This window comes from Leifsonia sp. McL0607, from assembly GCF_049993355.1.
GTDB lineage: Bacteria > Actinomycetota > Actinomycetes > Actinomycetales > Microbacteriaceae > Leifsonia.
Map to the genome: position 1 here is coordinate 2,612,394 of NZ_CP188253.1, position 21,102 is coordinate 2,633,495.

Genomic DNA, 21,102 nt, shown 5'->3' on the forward strand with positions numbered 1-21,102 from the left:
CGACACGCGTGTCGCGCGGCCGGTCTCCGGAGTTGTCGACCCCTACGGGAGGGTCGGGTCGAGAACGGTTATGCCGGTGGAGGGAGCGGTCACAGGGAGGAGGCGCGCCGCCTCCGCCAGACCGACGGTACGGCCGACGAGCTCGTCGGGGCGGAGGTCTCCGGAGGCGACGAGCGCGAGCATCCCCGGGTAGTCGGCCGCGGCCATCCCGTGGCTGCCGAGAAGGTCGAGTTCCCACGCGATCACCCGGTCGAGCGGCAGCACCGGCAGGCCGCCGGCGAGGAGTCCGACCTGCACGTGGCGCCCCCGCCGACGCAGCGATCGCACACCCGCCACCGCGGTCTCGGCCGAGCCGACGGCGTCGACGGCGACGTGCGCGCCGCCCGACGTCAGCTCCCCGACGGCCTCCGCGACGTCCGGCCCGGCCGTGAGGGTGTGCTCGGCGCCGATCCGGGCCGCGGCTTCGAGGGCCGCGGGGGAGCGGTCCACCGCGATCGGCCGGGCGCCGAGAGCGCGCGCTATCGCGATGGCGCTGAGGCCCACACCGCCCGCGCCGTAGACCGCGACCCACTCGCCGGGCCGGAGGCCGGCGCGGGCCGTCAGCGCCCGGTACGCGGTGGCGAACCGGCAGCCGAGCGCCGCGGCGGCGGAGTCGGGGAGGCCCTCGGGCAGCGCCACGAGGTTGAGGTCGGCGGCGCGCACGGCGACGAACTCCGCGTGAGAGCCCCAGTGGGTGAACCCGGGCTGCGTCTGGTCGGGGCACACCTGCGCCTGGCCGCTGCGGCACCACTCGCAGCGGCCGCAGCCGTTCACGAACGGCGCGGTCACGCGGTCGCCCGGTCGCCAGCGCTCGGCGCCGGCGCCGACGGCCTCCACGACTCCGGCGAACTCGTGGCCGGGCACGTGGGGGAGGTGCACGCTGTCATCGTGCCCCGCCCACGCGTGCCAGTCGCTGCGGCACAGCCCGGAGGCGCCGACGCGGACAAGCGCTCCGCCGTCGGGCACCTCGGGCACCGGCACGTCGGCCACGGAGACCGGCCCCGAGAACGTCTCGTAGTACAGCGCCTTCATCGTGTCTCCTCATCGATCGATCTCCCAGCACCCCGCGCGGCCGCCACGAGCTCCTCCCACGGCAGCGCCGCGAGCACCGCCACCACCGGCCGGTCCGCCGGCGCCCAGTCGAGCGCAGCGAGCGCGCCCGGCTGCCGCCACTCCAGAGCATCGTGATCGGTGGAGGCCGTCGGCGGCGGCCCGGCGAGCGTCGCCGCGTAGCAGGCGAGGTCGACGCCCTCGGTCACCGTCCGATCGAGCAACGCCCCGACCAGCACATCGACGCCGAGCGCTTCGCGCAGCTCCCGGGCCAGCGCGTCTCGGGGCGCCTCGCCGGCCTCCACTTTGCCTCCCGGGAACTCCCAGCGCCCTGCAGCGTCCTTGTGCGGCGCCCGGCGGCAGGCGAGCACGGCGTCGCCGTGCACGAGAACGGCGGCGACGACCACGATGGGGAGGGCGGGCGATGGCACGGTTCCATCCTGCCCTTCCGCCGGTGCCAGGATGGTCACGTGACCGACACGAACCCGATTGTCCTGCTCGTGATCGACCTGCAGAAGGGGGTGCTCCACGGCTGCGCCGACGCCGCCGGCGTCGTGGAACGGACGGCTGCTCTCGTCGACCGCGCTCGCGCCGCCGGCACCCCGGTGGTGTGGGTGCAGCACGAAGAGGAGGACCTCCTGTGGGAGAGCGCGCCGTGGCAGCTCGCCGACGGCCTCGTTCCCGCGCGGGGCGAGCCGCTGGTCCGCAAGGAGTACCGGGACGCGTTCGCCGGCACCGACCTCGACGAGGTGCTGGAGCCGTTCGACGCCACCCGCCTGGTCGTCGCGGGCGCCCCGAGCGACTACTGCATCCGCACGACGACGCAGAGCGCGGCCGTTCGCGGCTACGATGTCGTGCTGGTCGGCGACGCCCACACGACCACCGACGCCGAGTGGGAGGGCGTGACGCTCACCGCCGAGCAGATCGTCGCGCACACCAACCGGTACTTCTCCGGTCTGCGCTATCCCGGCCAGGAGTTCGCGGTCGCAGCCGCGGCGGACGTGGAGCTCTAGCGGAGGATCCTCCAACCCGCGATCACGGCGTCCACCGCAGCTCGATGATCTGGTGCGCGTCGCTGAGGTAGAACACGTTCTGCGTCCCCTCGTCGACCTCCACGAACGCCACGGGGTCGCCGACGATCGGAGGTGCGCCGACGAGGGGGCCGATGTCGTTGGTGTGCCACACCCCTTCGCTCCACCAGAGCTCGTGGACCAACTCGTCGTGCCCGGTGAAGATCACGTGCTGGGTCGCGACGGGCTGGAAGAGCCCTGCCTCGAACGCATAGCCCACCGGGCTGGAGGTCGAATAGGGGGTGGCGCCGTGGGCGGCGTTGGTGAGGTCGTTGTGGTGCCAGCCGTCGGCCGCCCACCAGAGCTCGTGGAGGTGGCCGTCGCCGCCGACGTAGTCGATGTGCTGGGTGCCCTGGCCACGGAAGACGTAACCGGTCACCGTCTCGGCATCGCTGGAGATCGGTGCGCCGGTGATCGTCGTCAGGTTGCCCCAGTGCCATCCCGAGCCGTCCTCCCACAGTTCGATGATGTGTCCGGTGTCGGTGCGGTAGAGCACGTGCGCCGTCTTCTGGTCCTCGAACGAGTACCCGGTGGGAGCGGCGTCGGCGGCGCAGGGCGGGGCACCGATCGGAGTGGTCAGGTCGGCGTCATGCCAGCCGTTGCCGGCGTTGCGCAGCTCGTGGACGGTTCCGCCGCCTTGCGCGTGGTAGACCACGCGCTGCGAGCCGTCGTAGTAGGTCTCGTACCCGAACGGCTGCGAGAGGGTGAGCGGCGCGTGCCCGGCGGAGGTGAGGTCGTTGGCGTTCCAGCCGTCGTCCTCCGTGTACCAGAGTTCGTGAACGCGGCCGTCGAGCCGCGGCCCCTGGTACACGACGTGCTGCGATCCCTGGTGCGCCCAGATGTAGCCGTTGGCGTTGGTGCCGACGGGTGAGCCGTCGGCCTCCGCCACGAGGTTCTTCACGTTCCAGTCGTCGCTCTCGCTGCAGTACAGCTCGTACAGCTGGTCGTCGCCCCCGGTGGTGGGGGCGTAACCCTGGACCACGACGTGCCGCGTGAACTGCGCGAACAGCCAGGCCGTCGGCTGGTAGACGGCGAGCGGCGCTCCGGAGGTCGCAGTCGTGAGGTTCTTCATTCTCCATCCCATGGTTCCGCTCCGATCGTTCGGGCGTCGGCGTCGGGCGTCGGCGTTTGACAGGACCCAGAGTAGGCGCGTCACGGCCGTGGCGGGCCTGCACGGATTCGCCCCCGTCCTCCTTCGCGATCACCCACGGTCACACGGCGTGAGAGGCGTGTGCCAGGCAGCGGTGATCGGCGTCGCCGCCGCGGCGCTAGCCTGATCCCGTGCCCGACCGCCTGCATCGTGTCGCCGTCCTCGTGCTCGAGGGCGCGAAAGCCCCTCGACGTCGGCATCCCCGCCCAGGTCTTCACAACGCGCGCGAGCATGCCGTACGAGGTGCGCGTGTGCGGTGCCGCGCCGGGGCTGATCACGGGAGGCGACGGGCTGTCGTATCACGTCGCGCACGGGCTCGAGGCGCTGGAGTGGGCCGACATCGTGTTCCTGCCCGGCTACCGGCATCCCGACCGCGACGACCCTCCGGCCGCTGTGGTGAAGGCGCTGCTGGCCGCGCACACCCGCGGCGCCCGGCTCGCGGCGATCTCCACGGGCGCGTTCGCTCTCGCGGCGACCGGCCTCCTCGACCGCAAGCGTGCCACGACGCACTGGCATTACACGCGCGCGCTCGCCACGCGATATCCGCTGATCCGGGTCGACGAGAACGTGCTCTTCGTCGACGAGGGGGACGTGCTCACTTCAGCCGGCGCGGCCAGCGGCATCGACCTGTGCCTGCACGTCCTGCGCGGCGACCTCGGCATCGCCGCCGCCAACCACGCAGCACGCCGCTTGGTGGCCGCTCCGTACCGCAGTGGAGGCCAGGCGCAGTACGTGCCGCGCAGTGTCCCGGAGCCGCTGGGCGAGCGGTTCGCCGCGGTACGCGAGTGGGCGCTGCACCGGCTGGGCGAGCCGCTCACGCTGGACGTCCTCGCCCAGCGTGCGGCCGTGTCTCCGCGCACGTTCTCGCGCCGCTTCGTGGAGGACACCGGTTACACGCCGATGCAGTGGGTGATGCGCGCTCGCATCGACGTCGCCCGGGAACTGCTGGAGCGCTCCGAGCGCAGCGTCGAGCAGATCGCGGCCGACGTGGGCCTCGGCACCGCCGCGAACCTGCGCCTGCACTTCCAGCGGATCCTCGGCACCACCCCCAGCGAGTACCGTCGCACGTTCGCCGGCGAAGGTGCCTGACCAACGCGACATTCGGCGTGAATGTCGCGACTCGCGCCGTCGTGCGCGACATTCGCCGCGAACCAGTGTGGAAGCGCGCGTGACATTTGCCGTGAATGTCGCGACTCGCGCCGTCGTGCGCGACATTCGCCGCGAACCAGTGTGGAAGCGAGCGTGCGAATGCGACCGCGCCGCGGTGGCGCGATCCTTTCGAACCGTGACGATCGCGCCCCTGGTGGGCGGCGGCGCCGCGACGGAGGCTGTACGGGATCGAAAGGATTCCTCCGCATGACCCGCATCGCCATCAACGGATTCGGCCGCATCGGCCGTAGCGTGCTTCGTGCCCTCCTGGAGCGCGACAGCGACCTGGAGGTCGTCGCCGTCAACGACCTCACCGAGCCGGCCGACCTCGCCAGGCTGCTCGCCTTCGACTCCACCGCCGGCCGTCTCGGCCGCCCGGTCTCGGTCGACGGCGACGTGCTCGTGGTCGACGGCCGCCGCATCCGCGTGCTCGCCGAGCGCGAGCCGGCGCAACTGCCCTGGGGCGAGCTCGGCGTCGACATCGTGCTCGAGTCGACGGGACGCTTCACCTCGGCCACCGCCGCCCGCGCCCACCTGGAGGCCGGGGCCGAGAAGGTGCTCGTCAGCGCGCCAGCCGACGGCGCCGACGTGACCCTCGCGTTCGGCGTGAACACCGACGCGTACGACCCCGCCGTCCACACGATCGTCTCCAACGCCTCCTGCACGACGAACGCCCTCGCCCCGCTCGCTGCGGTGCTGGACGACCTCGCCGGCATCGAGCACGGCTTCATGACGACCGTGCACGCCTACACGCAGGAGCAGAACCTGCAGGACGGCCCGCACCGCGACCCGCGTCGTGCGCGTGCCGCCGCGGTCAACATCGTCCCCACCACCACCGGCGCCGCGAAGGCGATCGGCCTGGTGCTGCCGAATCTCGACGGCAAGCTCTCCGGTGACTCGATCCGCGTGCCCGTCCCGGTGGGATCGATCGTCGAGCTGAACACCGTGGTGTCCCGCGACGTCACGCGCGACGACGTCATCGCCGCCTACCGTGCCGCGGCCGATGGTCCGCTGGCCGGCATCCTCGAGTTCTCGGAGGACGCCCTGGTGTCGTCCGACATCACGGGCAACCCGGCGTCGTCGATCTTCGACTCCCAGCTCACCCGCGTTGACGGCCGCCACGTCAAGGTGGTCGCCTGGTACGACAACGAGTGGGGTTTTTCCAACCGCGTGGTCGACACGCTCGGCCTGCTCGCGGGCTGAGGCCACGCGCCCGGAGCGGACCGAGCGCCCCGGGCGCGCGGTTCGCTGTCGTCTGGTCGTCCGCTAGCGTCTGGTCGTCCGCTAGCGTGAGGCCATGACGACTGCTGCTCCCGAGCCGATCGCGGACGGCGTGCGTCGGGTGCGCGTGCCGATGCCCGAGGGCACCGGCCTCCCGTTCAGCAACGCCTACGTGATCGACGACTGCGACGGCCGCGTCCACATCGTCGACCCCGGCACCCCGACGGCGGAGGCGCAGGCTGCGCTCCAAGCGGCGATCGGCGACGCCCAGGTCGGCTCGATCGTCATCACGCACCTCCACGCCGATCATGCAGGCGGCGCCGGTGCCCTCCGAGCTCGCACCGGCGCCCGTGTGCTGCTGCACGAGCGCGAACGAGCGGCGCTCGGCCGCATCGCCGCCGGCGTCCCCGCGCCCGATCTCGACGCCTGGGGCGTGCCGGAGGACCGCCGGCCGGAGCTCCTCGCCGCCGCCGTCGTTCCGACCGCGCCGGCGGCCGAGTTCGTCGACGAGGTGGTGGACGGCGTGCTGGTCGACGCACAGCTGCTCGACATCCCCGGCCGCCGCCTGCGGGTGATCGGCTCGCCCGGCCACACCGACGGCCACCTCTGCCTGCACGAGGAGGAGGCCGGCCTCCTCCTCACCGGCGATCACGTGCTGCCGACGATCAACTCCGGCCTCGGACTCGGCGGACCCACCGACAGCAACCCGATCACCGACTACCTGGCCTCTCTCGACCGGGTCGCGGTTCTCGACACCGGCGCGCTGCGGGCGCTCCCCGGCCACGAGGACCCGTTCACGGGCGTGCGGGAGCGCTGCGCCGCCCTCGCCGCCCACCATCTGCGCCGCACCGAGGAGGTCGCCGCGAGCATCGGCGCCACGGTGTGGGAGGTTGCGTCCGGGCTGACCTGGACAGGCGGCTGGGACGCGCTCAGCGGCCTCACGCTGCTCTCGGCGCTCCGGCAGACCGCCCAGCACCGCGGGCTCGCCGACCGGCGGATGGGTCTGTGAACCCGAAACGCCGCGATGCGATTACAGCATGGTCTCCACGCCGAGCGTGACCCGATCGCCCAGGCCGACGCCCTCCCGGCGGCGGATGTCGCCCTTGATCGCGACGACGTAAGCGCCGTCCGCGCTCTCGGGGAAGACCGAGGTCGACCAGCGCGACCGGCCCAGCGTCACCATCACCTTGACCGACCCGAACCCCGCAGGCGGATGCGGCTGCAGCCGGATCTCCTCCGACACGTCGTCGGGCAGCCGGGCGAACACCCACAGATCGCGCCGGACCTCCCACCGGAACAGCTCCGTCTCGAACTCATAGCGCACGCCGGCCATGCCCCAAGCCTCCCACGGCCGACCGACATCGGCCCCCGCCCGGCACGCAGACTCAGAGCCGGGCCCGGCACGGCCCCTGCCCGGCACGCAGACGCAGAGCCGGGCCCGGCACGGCCCCTGCCCGGCACCCAGACTCTGCCCTGGCCGTGGCCGCGCGCGCTATCCTCGCAGCAACGTCAGGAGGCCCCATGCCCAACCGCCCCGGTTCTGTCACCTTCGTGGCCGTGCTCGCCTACATCAACGGCGTCCTGAACATCATCGGCGGCGTGGTCATCCTGTTCACTCGCGACTCGATGGTGCGCGCGTCCGACGCCGGGGCGCTGGCCGGTATCACCACGGCGGCGATCGCGTCGATCATCCTCGGCATCGTCATCCTCATCGTCGCGCGCGGTCTGCTGAACGGCAGCCGGTTCGCGCGCGGGCTCGTGACGGTCGTCATGATCCTCAACGCGATCAGCGGCGTCCTCCTGATGTTCAGCCTGCAGTTCTTCAGCGGCATCCTCGAGATCCTGTGGGCGGTGGTCATGCTGTCGCTCCTCTACACGCAACGCGCCAACGAGTTCTTCGCCGCGCGTGCGTCCGCTTGAGCCCGATCGGTGAGAATGGAGGAGGCGCCGGCGCCGGCGCCTCCCGCGATCGACCGAAAGGCTGTGGCCATGCACTGGCCCGACTGGCTCCCGAAGCGCTCCGACAACACGGTGCGCACGCGTCCGTTCGACGAGGACGCCCTGCCGGAGCCCGCCGCGCCCACGCTCGAGCAGACGGTCGAGGAAGGCATGCTGCTCGCGGAATACGCCACCCGGATGGCCGTCAAGAACCACATCGTGGTCGACACCCTCCAGTACGGCAACGACTTCGACCCAGCCCGGCACACCGGTGAGGCCGCGTACCTGCTCCGCGAGCTCGCCTCCGAGCAAGGGAAGGCCGTCGGCCGGATCGAGGAGGACCTGGAGACGGCGCAGGGCCTGCGCGGCGACGCGATGCACCCGCACGACTACCGCGACATCGACGTCGCGAATCTGCGGCTGCGGCGGGATGCGGCGATCGCCCTCGCTGACGCCCTCCGGTCGAAGGCCGATTCGGAGGACGAGCTCCTCGCCCTGGTGGAGCGCGGTCGTGTCGACGCCTGGGACGAGGTCGGGCGGGCCATCGAGGCAGGCCTCGACGCATTCTCGGGCGTGGAGGCGCTGCGCGACGACTACGAGCGCGAGAAGCCGGCCCGACTCAAGCTGCTGATCTGGCGCGATCTAGCGCGGCTACAGGAGGAACGGACGGGGTACTGACGAGATGACGTCTCTACGGGGAGCAGCATGGCGAGCGTGGAGGCGATGGCGCCGGCTCGGAGGCGACTTCGCCGAACCGGAGTCGAGCGACCGCGCGCAGCAGTTGACGGCGCGCTGGGTCGAGGTCTGGCCCCGACTGCGAGCCCGCCGGTTATCTGTTGAAATGGGACTCCCCGGAAAGCTGGGTTCGTTTCCACAGCCTGCCGGAGGGTAAACGCTACGCTGACACTCACGCCAAGTCCCAGATCATCCTCGACCGGCACCTCACTGTCCTCCAGGAACTCGTGGACTCCGACGAGGTCTCCGAGCTGCTCCTGATCGCCCAGGAGTGGGGTCCTCACGACCTCGCCGGCGGGTGGACTCGACACACCACGGTGGAGTGGTGGCCATGGCGCACGCACACCGACCCGGAGCAGGAGGAGGATGAGTTCGCTCCGAGCATGACCTACTTCTGGGCGGGCGGGGTCGCCACCCCGACCGAACTCGTGCCGCTCCTCCGCCGTGCCGCAGACAACGGAGCGCACTTCATCGTGGCGCCATCGTCCCTCGACTGGATTTACGCACCCTACGACGGCGGCGCCGACGTTCTGCTCTCCGACGTCTCACGACGCGATGCACTCGCGACCGCGCACTCGGACTGGCTCTCGCCGCGCGCCGACGGCTTCTGATCACCCCCGTAACCCCACCGGCGGCACGAGCGTCCCGACGTCCGAACGCACCCACCGAGCGCCCGTCCTGCGTTTCTCGTCGTGCGTTGCGAAGCGGTAGAGGAACATCCGGGCTCGGACCGAGCGGGGAGGCCGGCCGTCGAACGGGTCGACCCGGAGCAGCCGCAGGGTGGGGCGGTCGGCCTCCAGCAGCCGCAGCAGGAACACCTCGAACCACGGCGAGTCCCGCGACCCGAGGGCGAGGAACCACATCAGCCAGTCCAGCCGCAGGTGGTAGGGCGCGAACTGGCGCGGCAGTCGCCGGGTGTCGCCCGGCTTGCCCTTGAAGCCGTACTCCACCCAGCGCGCCGCGGGGTCGAGGGGGTCGTCCTCCGTTCCCTCCACGACCACCTCGAAACGCTCCTTCGTCACGCTGCCGAAGGCGCCGTAGGCGTTGACCAGGTGCCAGCGGTTGAAGCTCGCGTTCATCAGCTGGCGGCGGCGGAAGAGGTTGCGCAGCGGCCACCAGCTCAGCGCCACCACCAGAGCGCTCACGAGGAGCACGACGACGGCGTACCAGATGGGCATCTCGGCGGAGCCGATGCCGCCGATGAGCGCGCCTCCGGTCACCCACCGCCAGGCCCCGTCGCTCACGGCGGCGAACGCGAGCACGACGGTGATCCAGTTGAGCCAGGCGAAGTTCCCCGTCGCCACGAGCCAGAGCTGGGTGAGGATGACGACCGCCGCAGCGATGCTCGCGACCGGCTGCGGCAGGAAGAGCAGCCACGGCACGACCAGCTGCGCGAAGTGGTTGCCCAGCACCTCCACGCGGTGCCACCACTTCGGCAGCAGGTGCGCCGTTCGGCTCAGCGGGTTCGGCATCGGCTGCGTCTCGTGGTGGTAGAAAAGCGCGGTGAGGTCGCGCCAGGAGCGGTCGCCGCGCATCTTGATCATCCCGGCGCCGAACTCGAGCCGGAACACCAGCCAGCGCACGAGGACGATGATCGTGATGGGCGGGGCGGTGTCCCACGACCCGAGGAACGCCACGGTGAACCCGGCCTCGCAGATCAGGCTCTCCCAGCCGAACCCGTAGAAGGTCTGCCCGATCTGCACGATCGACAGGTAGAGGAACCAGACGAGCAGGAACACCGGGACGAAGACATACGACGGCGTCAGCTGCAGAACGCCGATGACGATGAGCGCCGAGAGCCCGGCCCCGCTCCAGGCGACCGCCCGCAGCACCCGGTCGGAGTATCGCAGCCGGAAGAGCGTCGGCTGGCGTCGGGCGTACGCGGTTCGCAGGTACCGCGGCGCGGGCAGGAGGCCGTGCTCGCCGAGCAGCGCCGGGAACTGCGCGACCGCCGACAGGAAAGCGACGACGTAGAGCGCCGCCACACCGCGCTGCAGGATCTCGCGCGCGATCGTGTAGTCGGTTCCGGCCAGCCAGCCCAGCGCATCCATCGGTCATCACCTCGACACGGTCGCGGTACGCCCGGCCAGCGTACGCCGACGCCCGGGGGTCGGGGCAGGGGCGACCGGATCCGCGCGAGCGGACTGCCGGACTACGCCGCAAGCTGGGCGTCGAGGCGGATGGCGCGGTGGTCGGAGGCCCCGGCGGGCAGGACGTCCACCCGCTCCACCTCGAAACCGGTGGAGGTCACGAAGTCGAAGTAGCCGGTGAAGAACTTGTAGCGCAGGTAGGTCGGCTCGTCGCTGCGCTTGAGGGTGTAGCCTGCCGTGGTCAGGTGGCGCTCGAGCCCGCGGATGAACCACGGGTAGTTGAAGTCGCCGACCATGATGGCGGGCGTGTCGGGTGAGAGCGAGCGCATGCCATCGTGCGCGGCGGCGATCTGCTTGCGGCGGAGGGAGTTGGAGGCCGTCAGCGGCGCCGCGTGGAACGAACCCACCAGCACGCGCTCGCCGGAGTCTTTGTCGCGCAGCAGCGCCGCGAGCAACCGCTCGTTGGCGGGCGCGAGCACGCGATCGTGGATCGACTTGTGCACTGCGAACACCTGCGTGTCCAGCACCTCATAGCGCTCGTCGCGCACGTACACCGCGAGGCCGAGCCGGTTGCCGTGCGTCGTGTCGGCGAGGTGGAGGTCGTGCAGCCGAGGGGCGAGCGCCTCACTGTCGCACTCCTGCAGGCACAGCGCGTCGGCGTCATACGTCTTGGCGATGTCCTCGAGCTCGTGACTGGCGGCGTGCTTGCGCAGGTTGTAGCTGATGATCCTCAGGCCACCCACCTCCTTGCACTGTTCGGGTCCTCCACGCGCAGACACCGCTCATTCTGGACCACTTCTCAGCGGGTGGAACGAAGACCACCCGCATCACACACGGAATTCACACCCTGGTCATCACCCGTCGGACCGGTACGGTTGTCGCATGGCAGGCGATGCAGTCATACTCACCGTTCCTGGTCCGCACGGCGACCGAGATGTCCGCATCTCGAGTCCTGGTCGAGTGCTGTATCCGGAGCTCGGCATCACCAAGCTCGACCTCGCGAACTACATCGTGGAGGTCGGCGACGCGTTCGTCCGTGCCAACGGCGACCGCCCGCTGTCGTTGCAGCGGTTCCCGGAGGGGATCGACGGCGAGGAGTTCTTCTCCAAGAACCCGCCCCGCGGCACGCCCGACTTCGTGAGGTCGGTGCCGGTGGTCTATCCGAGCGCGCGCTCGCATCCGCAGCTGGTGATCGACGAGCCGGCCGCGGCGGTGTGGGCCGTGCAGATGAACACGATCGTCTTCCATCCGTGGCCGTCGCGCGCGGAGGACTCCGACAACCCCGACCAGCTCCGCATCGACCTCGACCCGCAGCCGGGGACGGGCTTCGGCGACGCGGTGCCGGCCGCGATCGAGCTGCGCGCCGTGCTCGCGGAGGCCGGGCTCGAGGCGTACATCAAGACCTCCGGCAACCGCGGCCTCCACGTGTTCGCGCCCATCGAGCCCGTGCGCGAGTTCCTCGACGTGCGGCACGCCGTGATCGCCGCGGCACGCGAACTGGAGCGCCGGATGCCGGAGGCGGTGACCACGGCGTGGTGGAAGGAGGAGCGCGGCGAGAAGGTCTTCGTCGACTTCAACCAGGCGAACCGCGACCGCACGATGGCCGGCGCCTACAGTCCGCGCGCTCTGGCGCACGCGCCGGTGTCGACGCCGGTCGCCTGGGACGAGCTGCCGGAGGTCGATCCGCAAGACTTCACCGTGCTCACGGCGCCGGAGCGGCTGCGCACCAGCGGCGACCCGTGGCAGGACTTCGGAGAGCGCTCCGGACGCATCGATACGCTGCTGGAGTGGTGGCAGCGCGACCTCGACGACGGGCTCGCGGAGCTCCCGTTCCCTCCCGACTACCCGAAGATGCCCGGCGAGCCGCCGCGCGTGCAGCCCAGCCGCGCCAAGAAGGTCGGATAACCGGCCGGGTCGCTCGGTCCAGACCGGTCAGGACAGGACGTCGGCCAGGTCGTAGGCGATCGGACGATCGAGCTGATCGTAGGTGCAGGAGGTCGGGTCGCGGTCGGGCCGCCAGCGTTCGAACTGCGCGGTGTGCCGGAAGCGCATGCCCTCCATCTGGTCGTAGCGCACTTCGAGAACGCGCTCCGGTCGCAGTCGTACGAACGAGACGTCCTTGCTTGCGGAGAACCGGCTGCGGTCCGTCGCGCCCGTCACCGCCGCACCGTTCTCGTCCCGCTCGACCAGCGGCTCCAGCTCGTCCACGAGCTCCAGCCGCACCTTGTCGCTGAAGGCGGACACACCTCCGACGTTCCGCAGCACGCCGTCGTCGCCGTACAGCCCGACGAGCAGCGACCCGACCCCGCGGCCGCTGGTGTGCACGCGGTAGCCGAGCACGACGACGTCTGCGGTGCGGTGGTGCTTGATCTTGAGCAGGGTGCGCTTGTTCGGCGTGTACACCCCCGAGAGCGGCTTCGCGACGACGCCGTCGAGCCCCGCCCCCTCGAACTCGACGAGCCAGGTCCTCGCCCGCTCGACGTCGGTGGTCGTCCGGGTGACCTGCAGCGGTGCGGGGAGGTCGCCGGCGAACGCCTCCAGCGCCGCGCGCCGCTCGGAGAACGGCCGGTCGAGGTACGACTCGTCGCCCAGGCCGAGCAGGTCGAATGCCACGAAGGTCGCCGGCGTCTGCTCGGCGAGCAGGTTCACCCGGCTTGCGGCGGGGTGGATGCGCTGGGAGAGGGCCTCCCAGTCCAGGCGCTGGTTGCCGGGCTCGCCGGTCGGCACGACGATCTCGCCGTCGAGCACACAGGGGGAGGGCAGGAGCTCGCGGAAGGCGGCGACCAGCTCGGGGAAGTAGCGCGTGAGCATCTTCGAGCCCCTGCTGCCGATCTGCACGTCGCCGACGGTGCCGTCGCCGGCGTCCGCCGCGTAGACGATGGCGCGGAAGCCGTCCCACTTGGGCTCGAAGCTCAGGCCGCCGGGCACGGCGTCCTGGTCGGGCACGGCCGGGATGGCCTTGGCGAGCATCGGGGCGACGGGGGAGTCCGCGGTCGGAAGCATGTCTCGATCATGCCGTGCGGGGGCCCGCACCGGAAGGGCGGCAGCGCCGGAAGCTTCGGCGGCCGTCCGGCCTCTCGGGAAAGGTTAGGTAAGGCTGACCTATAATCGAGGAGCCATGTATCCAGCCGACCACACCGCCCGACCCGACCACGCCGCGCACACCGCCTCCACCGCGCACAGCGACGACCGCGTGCAGTTCCTCGTCGTGGGCGACGAGACGTCGCTCACCGAGCTGGAAGCCGAGCTCGCGCTCCTGCCGCTGTGCGCACGCGGGCGCGTCTTCGTGGAGGTCGGCGAGTCGGCCGAGATCGTGGCGCTCGCCGCGCCGATCCGGATGACGGTCACCTGGCTGGTGCGCTCGGAGCGCTCCGGCCGACCCGGCACGGCGCAGCGCTGCGGGCACGGAGACGCAGTGACGCGCGCCGTCCAGGCGTGGACCGCCGAGATGCTCTGCGACGGCCCTGGTCGCACACGCGCGATCGTGACCGGCTCCTGGACGCTCACCACCGAGGTGGGGGAGCATCTCGTGGAGGTCGTCGGCATGGAGCCGGACGCGGTCAGTCTGCCGTCAGACTCTCGCTGATCGTCCATAGGTCGCGGCCGAGCTGGGCGTCCTTCGCCTGGCGCGCCGTCCGGCCGTTGGCCGTGAACCGGTCGAAGTAGGCGCCGGTGGGCGCTCCGACCGCCACCGGTCCGGCCAGGCGCTCCAGCGGCGCCGCCCCGGCCTCCGCTGTCACGCCGTAGCGTCCTCCGGTCACCGCGTTGCCGAACCGGATCAGCGGCGAGCTCGCCCCGAAGCGGGTCGCCACCGTGCCGGGGTGGAAGGAGTACGCGGTGACGCCCGTGCCGGTGAGCTGCTCACCGAGCTCGGCGGCGAACAGGATGGTCGCGAGCTTCGACGTGCCGTAGGCCTGCCAGCCGCCGCGCCAGGGGCGCCGCTCCCAGTCGAGGTCGTCGAGGCGCAGCCGGCCGAACCGGTTGGCCATGCTGGCGGTCGACACCACGCGCACCTCCCGGCCGTTCGCAGCGGTCTCCACGAGGCGGGGCCGGAGCAGGCGCGTGAGCAGGAACGGCGCCAGATGGTTGAGCTGGATCGTGCGCTCGTGACCGTCGGCCGTCATCCTGCGGTCGTTGTACAGGCCGCCCGCATTGTTGGCGAGCACGTCGATGCCGTCGTAGCGGTCGAGGAGGGCCGCGGCCAGCGCACGTACGTCGTCGAGCCGCTCGAAGTCGGCGACGAACGCGGTCGCACCGATCCGGCCCGCGACCGCACCGGTGCGCTCCGGGTCGCGCCCGACCACGGCGACGCGGTCGCCCCTCGCGACCAGGCGCTCCGCCGTCACCGCGCCGATCCCCGAGCTCGCTCCGGTGACGACGATCGTGCGACCGGTATCGGTCATCGGTAGCCGCCCTTCTCGAGACCAGCCTCGATCTCGAAGCGATTGCGCAGCGGGTCGCGTCCCGCCAGCAGATAGACGAACGGGAACAGCATCCCATAGCGCTGCCACTGCCGCTTGTGGACGACCTCGTGCTCGAGCACGTCGTCCGTCACGTTCTGGTCGGTCAGGTAACAGCCGCCCACGCACGAGCCGCCGCGTCCGAACAGGCGCTTCGGCATGCCGCGGAAGACGAAGAGGCCGGCGCGGCGCTCGACGCGTCCGGTGCTCCAGACGAAGCCCCAGACGAACCCGACTGCGGTCGCATAGCGGTAGCCGAGCCGACTGATCGGCGAGTCGAGGAACAGGGAGGCGAGCGGGCCGTCGCCGCGGGGCTGGGCCATCGTCACTCCTCCGGGCGGCCGTAGGCCTCGAGGAGGCGCAGCCAGACCTCGCTGATGGTCGGGTACGACGGCACAGCGTGCCAGAGCCGGTCGAGCGGCACCTCGCCGACCACCGCGACCGTGGCCGAGTGCAGCAGCTCCCCGACGTCCTGGCCGACGAAGGTCGCGCCGAGCACGACCTTCCTGTCCTCGTCCACGACCATTCGCGCCGTCCCCGCGTAATCGTCCGCCACCACATAGGCGCCGCTGACCGAGCCGATCGGATAGTCGACGACGCGGATGCGGTAGCCGGCCTTCTCCGCCCTGGCCGCGGTGAGCCCGACCGAGGCGACCTCCGGCTCGGTGAATGTGACCTGCGGCACGGCCTGGTGGTCGGCGGTCGCGACGAAGGCGCCCCACGGGGCGAGAGACACCTCCCGGCCCTTCGCCCGTGCGGCGATGGCGTCGCCGGCCGCACGCGCCTGGTACTTGCCCTGGTGGGTGAGCAGCGCCCGGTGGTTCACGTCGCCGACGCCGTACAGCCAGCCGCCGTCGACCGGCTCGCCGTGCGCGTCGAGCACGCGCATGCTGTCATCGACCGTCAGCCAGGCGCCGTCCTCCAGCCCGAAGGCGCCGAGACCGAGCCCCGACGACCGCGGCAGCCGGCCGGTCGCCACCAGCAGTTCGTCCGTCTCGACCACGCTGCCATCGCCCAGGTGGAGGCGGAACCGATCGTCGTCGATCCGCTCGACGGACTCGGTGGTGACGTCCAGGTGCACCTGGGCGCCCAGCTCCCTCAGCGACGCGGCGACCTGTTCGCCGGCGAACGGCTCCTCGGTTCCCAGCAGCCCGCTGCGCGCGATGAGGTGCACCCCGGTGCCGAAGCCCGCGTATGCGGTCGCCATCTCGGTGCCGACCGTGCCGCCGCCCAGGATGGCCAGAGAGACCGGCACCCGCTGCACGCTGGTCGCGTCGCGGCTCGTCCACGGCTCGCTCTCGCGCAGGCCCGGGATGTCGGGGAGCAGCGATGCCGAGCCCGTGCAGACAGCGACCGCGTGCCGGGCCGTGAGCACGGTGACCGTGCCGTCGTCGGCGGTCACGGTGACCTCTCTGGCCGCCGTGATCGTGGCCCAGCCCCGCACCAGGTCGATGCCGACGCCCTGCAGCCACGTCACCTGGCCGTCGTCCTTCCAGTCGCTCGTCATGTAGTCGCGGCGCCGCAGTACGGCGGCGACGTCCAGCGGGCCCGTCACCGCAGCGCGTGCCCCGCCGACCCGCTGGGCGGAGCGCAGTGCGGCGGCCGAGCGCAGCAGGGTCTTGGAGGGGATGCACGCCCAGTAGGAGCACTCCCCTCCGACGAGCTCGGCCTCCACGATCGCGGTGCGCAGGCCGCCCTGGGCCGCGCGGTCGGCGACGTTCTCGCCGACCGTCCCTGCTCCGATCACGATGACGTCGTACTCGGCGACTGCGGTCATGGTTCCTCCTGCCGTTCGTGGATGGGGTCGTTCGATGACGAGGACGTTCGATGCGGATCCGGAGCGTACGACGGTCAGCGGCCGACGAACTCGGCCGGGGTGCGCGAGAGGAAGGCCTGCAGGCCGATCCGCGCGTCCTCGCTCGCGGCCAGTCGCGCGAGCGCCGGCTGCAGCTGCGCCCCCGCGGCGGCGTCGCCCTCCCGAACCGCCGTGAACGCGCTCGCGAGCGCGGCCTGCACGGCGAGTGGCGCCTGGGCGGCGATCCGCTCTGCGACGGCCAGAGCGGCGTCGAACTGCGCCCCGTCGTCCACGACCTCCTGCACGAGTCCGATTCGGAACGCCTCCTCCGCGTCGAACGGGTCGCCGGTGAGGATGTAGCGCATGGCGTTGCCCCAGCCCGCCGCCCGGGGGAATCGGATGGTCGCCCCGCCGAAGGGCAGGATGCCGCGGGCGACCTCGATCTGCCCGAAGCGCGTCGACCGTGCGGCGATCGCGACGTCGGAGGCGAGCACGAGCTCGATGCCGAGGGTGAGGCAGGTGCCCTGCACGGCGATCACCACCGGCTTGGTGCGCTGCTGTCCGGAGACCCCCCACGGGTCGAGGCCGGTGTCGGAGACGAACGAGAGGCCGTCCGCGCCGATCCGCGGGCCGATGTCGGCCAGATCGAGGCCGCCCGTGAAATGGTCGCCCACTGCGTGCACCAGCCCCACGCGGAGGTCGGGGTCGCGTTCGAGCTCGCCGTACGCCTCGGCCAGCCCGGTCAGGAGCTCGAAGTCCGCGGCGTTGCGCTTCTCCGGGCGGTTGAGACCGATGAGGAGGACATGCCCGCGTCGCTCGGTCAGGATCCTGGGTTCGCTCATGTCGGCAACGCTACCGGCCGCGCTCAGCCGGCGTCACGCAGCGGCCCCGTGAGTGCCCCGAGCACCCGGAGGATCACCGGCAGGTCGCGCCCTGCTGCGTCCGGCGACTCGGGGGCGAACTCGGTGACCGAGGCGCCGGCGAGCTCGAACCGGCCGCGCAGCACCCGGATCGCCTCGCACAGCTGTTCGGGGCTGATACCGAACGGCTCGGGGAAGCCGATGCCGTCGACAGCGGAAGGGTCGAGCACGTCGAGGTCGACGTGCAAATACACGCAGGACGCTCCCGTCTCCTCCACGGCGCGCACCAGCGTCTGCGGGTCCTCCAAGTCGTCCGGTCCGACCACCCGGATGCCCATCCGGTCGACGAAGGCGGACTCGCCGTCGTCGAGCGCGCGGGTTCCCGCGAGCACCAGCTGCTCGTGGTGCAGGCGCGCGGGGCCGGTGGCGGCGAGCCCGTCGGGCCCGTCGCCGAGCAGTGCGCGCACCACCATGCCGTGGAAGGCTCCGGAGGGCGACGTCGAGACGTTGTTGACGTCGCCGTGCGCGTCGAACCAGACCACGGCGACCGAGCCGCCGGGATGGGACGCCACAGCGTGCTGCACGCTCGCCAGATCAGCGGCGCAGTCGCCGCCGATGGTGACGACCGGGGCCTCCAACACCGCCAGCTCCGCCTCCGCGAGTTCGCGGACCAGCGTGAGCGACGAGTAGCGCAGCACGCCGGTGCCGAGCGCCTCGCCGGCGGCCGCCGGGACGGCCACGCAGTGCGTCGCTGTCGTCGGCAGGTCGCCGCGGATGGCGTCTGCCCCGTCGATGAGGCGCATGGCGCGTGACGAGCTGGAGCCCTGCCACTGCGGGACCACGAGGAATGAAGCCGGGCTCATCCTCTCTCCTTCCGTTTCGTTGTCATGGTGTCATCGACCTCCTGCTTCTCGAGCTCCGTTGTCGGCGGACCAGCAGGACGAAGACGACTGCGACCAGACCGATGACGAGGAGCCACACGAACGCCGGGCCCGGACCACCGTCGACCGCGTTGCCGAGACCGTGGGCGGCGGCGAGGGCGGCCTGCGTCCAGTCCTGGGTGTGCACCTTGGGCGCCACCTGTTGCTGCTCGATCGTGGTGAGCTCCCGGTCGTTGACCGGTCCGCTGTCGTCGCCCGAGAGGTAGAGATTTTCGCCCGTCGTCTCGATGTCCAGCAGGTAGTCCGTCGGCGCCAGATCGTTGCGGGCGGCCGTCTCGTTCGCCCAATCCTCGGCGTCGGCCGGGTTGGTGAAGTGGTCGACGAACACGACGTACAGGGTGATCTGGTGGTTCTTCTTCAGCGCGGCCGTAGCCGCCTCGACGGTGTCGACATCCGCGTCGGACAGCACACCGGCCTGATCGACGACATGACCGGAGCCCAGCTCCACCGGGTCCTGCGCGACGGCGGCCGGGACGGAGAGAAGGAGGGGAGCCGCGGCCACGGCGAGCACGAGAAGGAGGGGAGCCGCGGCCACGGCGAGCACGAGAAGGAGAGCGGTCAGGACACGACGCACAGTTCATTCACCCACTCTCCCGAGCTCGCCTGTCATCGAGCCGAGTCTATTGACGGCCCCGATGCCTGTCACTGTTTCGTCACGCCTGTCACTGTTTCCGCCTGTTACAGCCGCGGATGCGCGCTGCGGGCCCGCCGCCCAGAATGGCTCGTATGTCTCCGGCCTCCCGCACCCTCGCCGTCGTCGAGGCCACGCGCTTCCGCGGGCACGACCCGGAGTACCACGCGTACGTGCAGGTGCTGGTCGGCGGGGTCGTCCGTGCGGCGGAGGCCGACGGCTGGACGGTGTCGCGGCTGGCGGCAGACGGAGGAACCGGCGCCCTTCTGGCGGCGACCGACCGAGCGGACGCCGTGGTGATCGTGGGAGGCGAAGACATCGCCCCGCGGTTCTACGGAGCGTCGGGCGGTTACCCGCACGAGAGCCTGCACCGCGAGACCGCCGACGCCGCACAGCTCGCGCTCGTGCACAGGGCGATCGAGCGCGAACTTCCGTTGCTCGGGATCTGCCGCGGCCTGCAGATCGTCAACGTCGCGCTCGGAGGCACGCTGGTCCAAGACCTCGGCGAGAGCGACCACGTGCGCCGCGGGGTGCCGATCCCCGAGGTGCTGACCACGCACCCCGTGCTGCTCGAGCCGGGCAGCCGGGTGGAGGAGCTGCTCGGCGGCCCCGTCGTGTCGGTGCGCAGCGCACACCACCAGGCGGTCGATGTGGTCGGCCAGGGCCTCCACGTGACCGGCCGCGCCCCCGACGGGCACGTCGAGGCGATCGAGCACGAGTCCGCGCCGATCATCGCGGTGCAGTGGCACCCGGAGGATCCGGCCGCCCCCGCCGGTCAGCTCGCCGCACTCCTCGGAGCTCTGCGCACGCGCACCCGCGCCGCGCTCGCGGCGCCCGTCGCCGCCTAGCTGTAGTTCCCCGACACGTTGTGAACGGTTGAGGTGAGCGAAGGCCTCCGTGGAGGATGTGGGTTACCACACTCACATCTAGCCAACGGAGGTCTTCGTGACTCACGCTAATGCACCGTTGACGCCGGAAGGGCGTCGACGGCTGGTCGAGCTGGTTCTGGAGCGCGGGTGGTCATTGCGGCGGGTGGCGGAACGGTTCCAGTGCTCGCCCGCGACGGCGAAACGGTGGGTCGATCGGGCACGCGCAGGCTTGCCGATGACCGACCGACCCTCCCGCCCGCACTCGTCCCCGAATCGGTGTCCGGCCCGGTTGGAGCGCCGGATCGTGGCGTTGCGGTTCAGGTGGCGGTGGGGTCCGCATCGGATCAGCTACCACCTCGGTGTTCCCCGTTCCACCGTGGGCAGGGTGCTGGCCCGGTATCGGATGCCGCTACTGCACCACCTCGATCAAGCGACCGGGCTCCCTATCCGCAAACCGAGGGCTGTCCGTTATGAGCACGCTCGCCCCGGCCAGCTGGTCCATGTCGATATCAAGAAGCTCGGCCGCATCCCCGATGGTGGTGGCCACCGAGTCCTGGGGCGGGCAGCAGCACCGTCCCGGCACCGCGGCCGCGGCTATGCGTTCCTGCATCACGCTATCGATGACCACTCCAGGCTGGCCTACTCGGAGATCCTGAACGATGAGCGCAAAGAGACCGCCGCCGGATTCTGGCTGCGCGCCAACGCGTTCTTCACCGCCGCTGGGATCACCGTCACCGCGGTCATGACCGACAACGGTGCGTGCTACCGGTCGAAACTGTTCGCCGACGCTCTCGGCACGAGAGTCAAGCACCGGCGCACGCGCCCCTACCGGCCGCAGACCAACGGGAAAGTCGAACGATTCAACCGCACCCTGGCCACCGAGTGGGCCTACGCGCACGCCTACCTCAGCGACGAAGCCAGAGCCGCAACCTACGACACCTGGCTCCATCACTACAATCACCACAGACCCCACACCGGAATCGGCGGCCTCGTCCCCTCAGCCCGCGTTCACAACCTCACGGGGAACTACACCTAGCACTCTCCCAGCCTGGCGGCTTTCGGCGCGAATGCGGCGTCCGGCGCTCCCAGAGGGCACATTCGCCG

General features: G+C 71.2%; 23 protein-coding genes and 1 pseudogene. 11 read left to right on the top strand and 13 right to left on the bottom strand.

The genetic code is table 11. From position 1 onward, the window contains the following. Positions 1-42: 42 nt before the first annotated feature. The gene (locus ACPPVW_RS12595) at positions 43-1,071 is read right to left on the bottom strand and encodes a zinc-dependent alcohol dehydrogenase family protein (RefSeq protein WP_426623461.1); all 1,029 of its coding nucleotides are present in this window, start codon (positions 1,069-1,071) and stop codon (positions 43-45) included. Continuing rightward, on the bottom strand, positions 1,068-1,559 hold the full coding sequence (locus ACPPVW_RS12600; RefSeq protein WP_426623462.1) for a (deoxy)nucleoside triphosphate pyrophosphohydrolase: 492 nt from the start codon (positions 1,557-1,559) through the stop codon (positions 1,068-1,070). The genes ACPPVW_RS12595 and ACPPVW_RS12600 overlap by 4 nt, the downstream gene beginning before the upstream one ends. Between ACPPVW_RS12600 and ACPPVW_RS12605 the strand changes: the two genes are divergently transcribed. After that, positions 1,560-2,102, top strand: a complete 543-nt coding sequence (locus ACPPVW_RS12605) for a cysteine hydrolase family protein (RefSeq protein ID WP_426623463.1) — start codon at positions 1,560-1,562, stop codon at positions 2,100-2,102. It abuts the gene before it with no gap. 22 nt (positions 2,103-2,124) lie between these two features. Here the strand turns inward: ACPPVW_RS12605 and ACPPVW_RS12610 are convergent, their stop codons facing one another. Then, positions 2,125-3,231 (bottom strand): hypothetical protein, encoded by a 1,107-nt coding sequence (locus tag ACPPVW_RS12610; RefSeq protein ID WP_426623464.1) that lies wholly within the window; start codon positions 3,229-3,231, stop codon positions 2,125-2,127. A gap of 221 nt (positions 3,232-3,452) precedes the next feature. Here ACPPVW_RS12610 and ACPPVW_RS12615 point away from each other — a divergent pair. The 3 genes and pseudogenes from ACPPVW_RS12615 to ACPPVW_RS12625 all read left to right on the top strand — a co-directional run bounded on the left by ACPPVW_RS12615 (position 3,453) and on the right by ACPPVW_RS12625 (position 6,688). Continuing rightward, a pseudogene (locus tag ACPPVW_RS12615) lies at positions 3,453-4,398 on the top strand (GlxA family transcriptional regulator). Positions 4,399-4,665: 267 nt separating this feature from the next. Continuing rightward, complete coding sequence (gap, locus tag ACPPVW_RS12620) at positions 4,666-5,661, top strand: type I glyceraldehyde-3-phosphate dehydrogenase (protein WP_426623465.1); 996 nt, start codon at positions 4,666-4,668, stop codon at positions 5,659-5,661. A 94-nt stretch (positions 5,662-5,755) separates the two neighbouring features. Further along, on the top strand, positions 5,756-6,688 hold the full coding sequence (locus ACPPVW_RS12625; RefSeq protein WP_426623466.1) for an MBL fold metallo-hydrolase: 933 nt from the start codon (positions 5,756-5,758) through the stop codon (positions 6,686-6,688). Positions 6,689-6,709: 21 nt separating this feature from the next. Here ACPPVW_RS12625 and ACPPVW_RS12630 read toward each other — a convergent pair whose 3' ends face one another. Continuing rightward, entirely contained in the window at positions 6,710-7,012 is a 303-nt protein-coding gene (locus tag ACPPVW_RS12630) for a DUF1905 domain-containing protein (protein ID WP_426623467.1), read from the bottom strand. A 188-nt stretch (positions 7,013-7,200) separates the two neighbouring features. Here ACPPVW_RS12630 and ACPPVW_RS12635 point away from each other — a divergent pair, with 188 nt between their 5' ends. The 3 genes from ACPPVW_RS12635 to ACPPVW_RS12645 all read left to right on the top strand — a co-directional run bounded on the left by ACPPVW_RS12635 (position 7,201) and on the right by ACPPVW_RS12645 (position 8,963). Next, positions 7,201-7,599 carry a DUF7144 family membrane protein gene (locus ACPPVW_RS12635; RefSeq protein WP_426623468.1) on the top strand — a complete coding sequence of 133 codons (399 nt, stop codon included), beginning with the start codon at positions 7,201-7,203 and terminating at the stop codon, positions 7,597-7,599. 69 nt (positions 7,600-7,668) lie between these two features. Then, a complete protein-coding gene (locus tag ACPPVW_RS12640; protein WP_426623469.1) occupies positions 7,669-8,295 on the top strand; it encodes a hypothetical protein in 627 nt (208 codons plus the stop codon). Positions 8,296-8,453: 158 nt separating this feature from the next. Continuing rightward, positions 8,454-8,963 (top strand): DUF3885 domain-containing protein, encoded by a 510-nt coding sequence (locus ACPPVW_RS12645; RefSeq protein ID WP_426623470.1) that lies wholly within the window; start codon positions 8,454-8,456, stop codon positions 8,961-8,963. On the opposite strand, the gene ACPPVW_RS12650 is transcribed toward ACPPVW_RS12645, so the two are convergent. Both ACPPVW_RS12650 and ACPPVW_RS12655 read right to left on the bottom strand, forming a co-directional pair. Further along, positions 8,964-10,403 (bottom strand): lipase maturation factor family protein, encoded by a 1,440-nt coding sequence (locus ACPPVW_RS12650; RefSeq protein ID WP_426623471.1) that lies wholly within the window; start codon positions 10,401-10,403, stop codon positions 8,964-8,966. A gap of 101 nt (positions 10,404-10,504) precedes the next feature. Beyond that, on the bottom strand, positions 10,505-11,176 hold the full coding sequence (locus ACPPVW_RS12655) for an endonuclease/exonuclease/phosphatase family protein (RefSeq protein ID WP_426626296.1): 672 nt from the start codon (positions 11,174-11,176) through the stop codon (positions 10,505-10,507). 148 nt (positions 11,177-11,324) lie between these two features. On the opposite strand from ACPPVW_RS12655, the gene ligD reads away from it, so the two are divergent. Then, positions 11,325-12,347 carry a non-homologous end-joining DNA ligase gene (ligD, locus tag ACPPVW_RS12660; protein WP_426623472.1) on the top strand — a complete coding sequence of 341 codons (1,023 nt, stop codon included), beginning with the start codon at positions 11,325-11,327 and terminating at the stop codon, positions 12,345-12,347. Positions 12,348-12,374: 27 nt separating this feature from the next. On the opposite strand, the gene ACPPVW_RS12665 is transcribed toward ligD, so the two are convergent. Then, positions 12,375-13,445 carry an ATP-dependent DNA ligase gene (locus ACPPVW_RS12665; RefSeq protein WP_426623473.1) on the bottom strand — a complete coding sequence of 357 codons (1,071 nt, stop codon included), beginning with the start codon at positions 13,443-13,445 and terminating at the stop codon, positions 12,375-12,377. A gap of 115 nt (positions 13,446-13,560) precedes the next feature. On the opposite strand from ACPPVW_RS12665, the gene ACPPVW_RS12670 reads away from it, so the two are divergent. Then, entirely contained in the window at positions 13,561-14,028 is a 468-nt protein-coding gene (locus ACPPVW_RS12670; RefSeq protein WP_426623474.1) for an SIP domain-containing protein, read from the top strand. On the opposite strand, the gene ACPPVW_RS12675 is transcribed toward ACPPVW_RS12670, so the two are convergent. From ACPPVW_RS12675 to ACPPVW_RS12700, 6 genes are all read right to left on the bottom strand, one after another. Further along, positions 14,003-14,845, bottom strand: coding sequence for an SDR family NAD(P)-dependent oxidoreductase (locus ACPPVW_RS12675; RefSeq protein ID WP_426623475.1), 843 nt, complete (start codon positions 14,843-14,845; stop codon positions 14,003-14,005). The genes ACPPVW_RS12670 and ACPPVW_RS12675 overlap by 26 nt on opposite strands. Then, the gene (locus ACPPVW_RS12680; protein ID WP_426623476.1) at positions 14,842-15,225 is read right to left on the bottom strand and encodes a Fe-S oxidoreductase; all 384 of its coding nucleotides are present in this window, start codon (positions 15,223-15,225) and stop codon (positions 14,842-14,844) included. Before ACPPVW_RS12680 ends, ACPPVW_RS12675 begins: the two co-directional genes overlap by 4 nt. 2 nt (positions 15,226-15,227) lie before the next feature. Continuing rightward, a complete protein-coding gene (locus tag ACPPVW_RS12685; RefSeq protein WP_426623477.1) occupies positions 15,228-16,679 on the bottom strand; it encodes a dihydrolipoyl dehydrogenase family protein in 1,452 nt (483 codons plus the stop codon). Between the two features lie 74 nt (positions 16,680-16,753). After that, positions 16,754-17,539, bottom strand: a complete 786-nt coding sequence (locus ACPPVW_RS12690; protein WP_426623478.1) for a crotonase/enoyl-CoA hydratase family protein — start codon at positions 17,537-17,539, stop codon at positions 16,754-16,756. Between the two features lie 23 nt (positions 17,540-17,562). Then, on the bottom strand, positions 17,563-18,420 hold the full coding sequence (locus ACPPVW_RS12695) for an arginase family protein (protein WP_426623479.1): 858 nt from the start codon (positions 18,418-18,420) through the stop codon (positions 17,563-17,565). Positions 18,421-18,442: 22 nt separating this feature from the next. Then, positions 18,443-19,072, bottom strand: a complete 630-nt coding sequence (locus tag ACPPVW_RS12700) for a TPM domain-containing protein (protein WP_426623480.1) — start codon at positions 19,070-19,072, stop codon at positions 18,443-18,445. 152 nt (positions 19,073-19,224) lie between these two features. Here ACPPVW_RS12700 and ACPPVW_RS12705 point away from each other — a divergent pair, with 152 nt between their 5' ends. Both ACPPVW_RS12705 and ACPPVW_RS12710 read left to right on the top strand, forming a co-directional pair. Next, positions 19,225-19,977 (top strand): gamma-glutamyl-gamma-aminobutyrate hydrolase family protein, encoded by a 753-nt coding sequence (locus ACPPVW_RS12705; RefSeq protein WP_426623481.1) that lies wholly within the window; start codon positions 19,225-19,227, stop codon positions 19,975-19,977. A gap of 97 nt (positions 19,978-20,074) precedes the next feature. Then, positions 20,075-21,034, top strand: coding sequence for an IS481 family transposase (locus ACPPVW_RS12710; protein WP_426623086.1), 960 nt, complete (start codon positions 20,075-20,077; stop codon positions 21,032-21,034). Positions 21,035-21,102 lie beyond the last annotated feature (68 nt).

Coding starts and splice junctions, on each gene's coding strand:
- ACPPVW_RS12705 (WP_426623481.1), top strand. CDS start 19,225: ATGTCTCCGGCCTCCCGCACCCTCGCCGTCGTCGAGGCCACGCGCTTC.
- ACPPVW_RS12665 (WP_426623473.1), bottom strand. CDS start 13,445: ATGCTTCCGACCGCGGACTCCCCCGTCGCCCCGATGCTCGCCAAGGCC.
- ACPPVW_RS12685 (WP_426623477.1), bottom strand. CDS start 16,679: ATGACCGCAGTCGCCGAGTACGACGTCATCGTGATCGGAGCAGGGACG.
- ACPPVW_RS12640 (WP_426623469.1), top strand. CDS start 7,669: ATGCACTGGCCCGACTGGCTCCCGAAGCGCTCCGACAACACGGTGCGC.
- ACPPVW_RS12670 (WP_426623474.1), top strand. CDS start 13,561: ATGTATCCAGCCGACCACACCGCCCGACCCGACCACGCCGCGCACACC.
- ACPPVW_RS12695 (WP_426623479.1), bottom strand. CDS start 18,420: ATGAGCCCGGCTTCATTCCTCGTGGTCCCGCAGTGGCAGGGCTCCAGC.
- ACPPVW_RS12625 (WP_426623466.1), top strand. CDS start 5,756: ATGACGACTGCTGCTCCCGAGCCGATCGCGGACGGCGTGCGTCGGGTG.
- ACPPVW_RS12650 (WP_426623471.1), bottom strand. CDS start 10,403: ATGGATGCGCTGGGCTGGCTGGCCGGAACCGACTACACGATCGCGCGC.
- ACPPVW_RS12610 (WP_426623464.1), bottom strand. CDS start 3,231: ATGAAGAACCTCACGACTGCGACCTCCGGAGCGCCGCTCGCCGTCTAC.
- ACPPVW_RS12630 (WP_426623467.1), bottom strand. CDS start 7,012: ATGGCCGGCGTGCGCTATGAGTTCGAGACGGAGCTGTTCCGGTGGGAG.
- gap (WP_426623465.1), top strand. CDS start 4,666: ATGACCCGCATCGCCATCAACGGATTCGGCCGCATCGGCCGTAGCGTG.
- ACPPVW_RS12675 (WP_426623475.1), bottom strand. CDS start 14,845: ATGACCGATACCGGTCGCACGATCGTCGTCACCGGAGCGAGCTCGGGG.
- ACPPVW_RS12635 (WP_426623468.1), top strand. CDS start 7,201: ATGCCCAACCGCCCCGGTTCTGTCACCTTCGTGGCCGTGCTCGCCTAC.
- ACPPVW_RS12595 (WP_426623461.1), bottom strand. CDS start 1,071: ATGAAGGCGCTGTACTACGAGACGTTCTCGGGGCCGGTCTCCGTGGCC.
- ligD (WP_426623472.1), top strand. CDS start 11,325: ATGGCAGGCGATGCAGTCATACTCACCGTTCCTGGTCCGCACGGCGAC.
- ACPPVW_RS12690 (WP_426623478.1), bottom strand. CDS start 17,539: ATGAGCGAACCCAGGATCCTGACCGAGCGACGCGGGCATGTCCTCCTC.
- ACPPVW_RS12680 (WP_426623476.1), bottom strand. CDS start 15,225: ATGGCCCAGCCCCGCGGCGACGGCCCGCTCGCCTCCCTGTTCCTCGAC.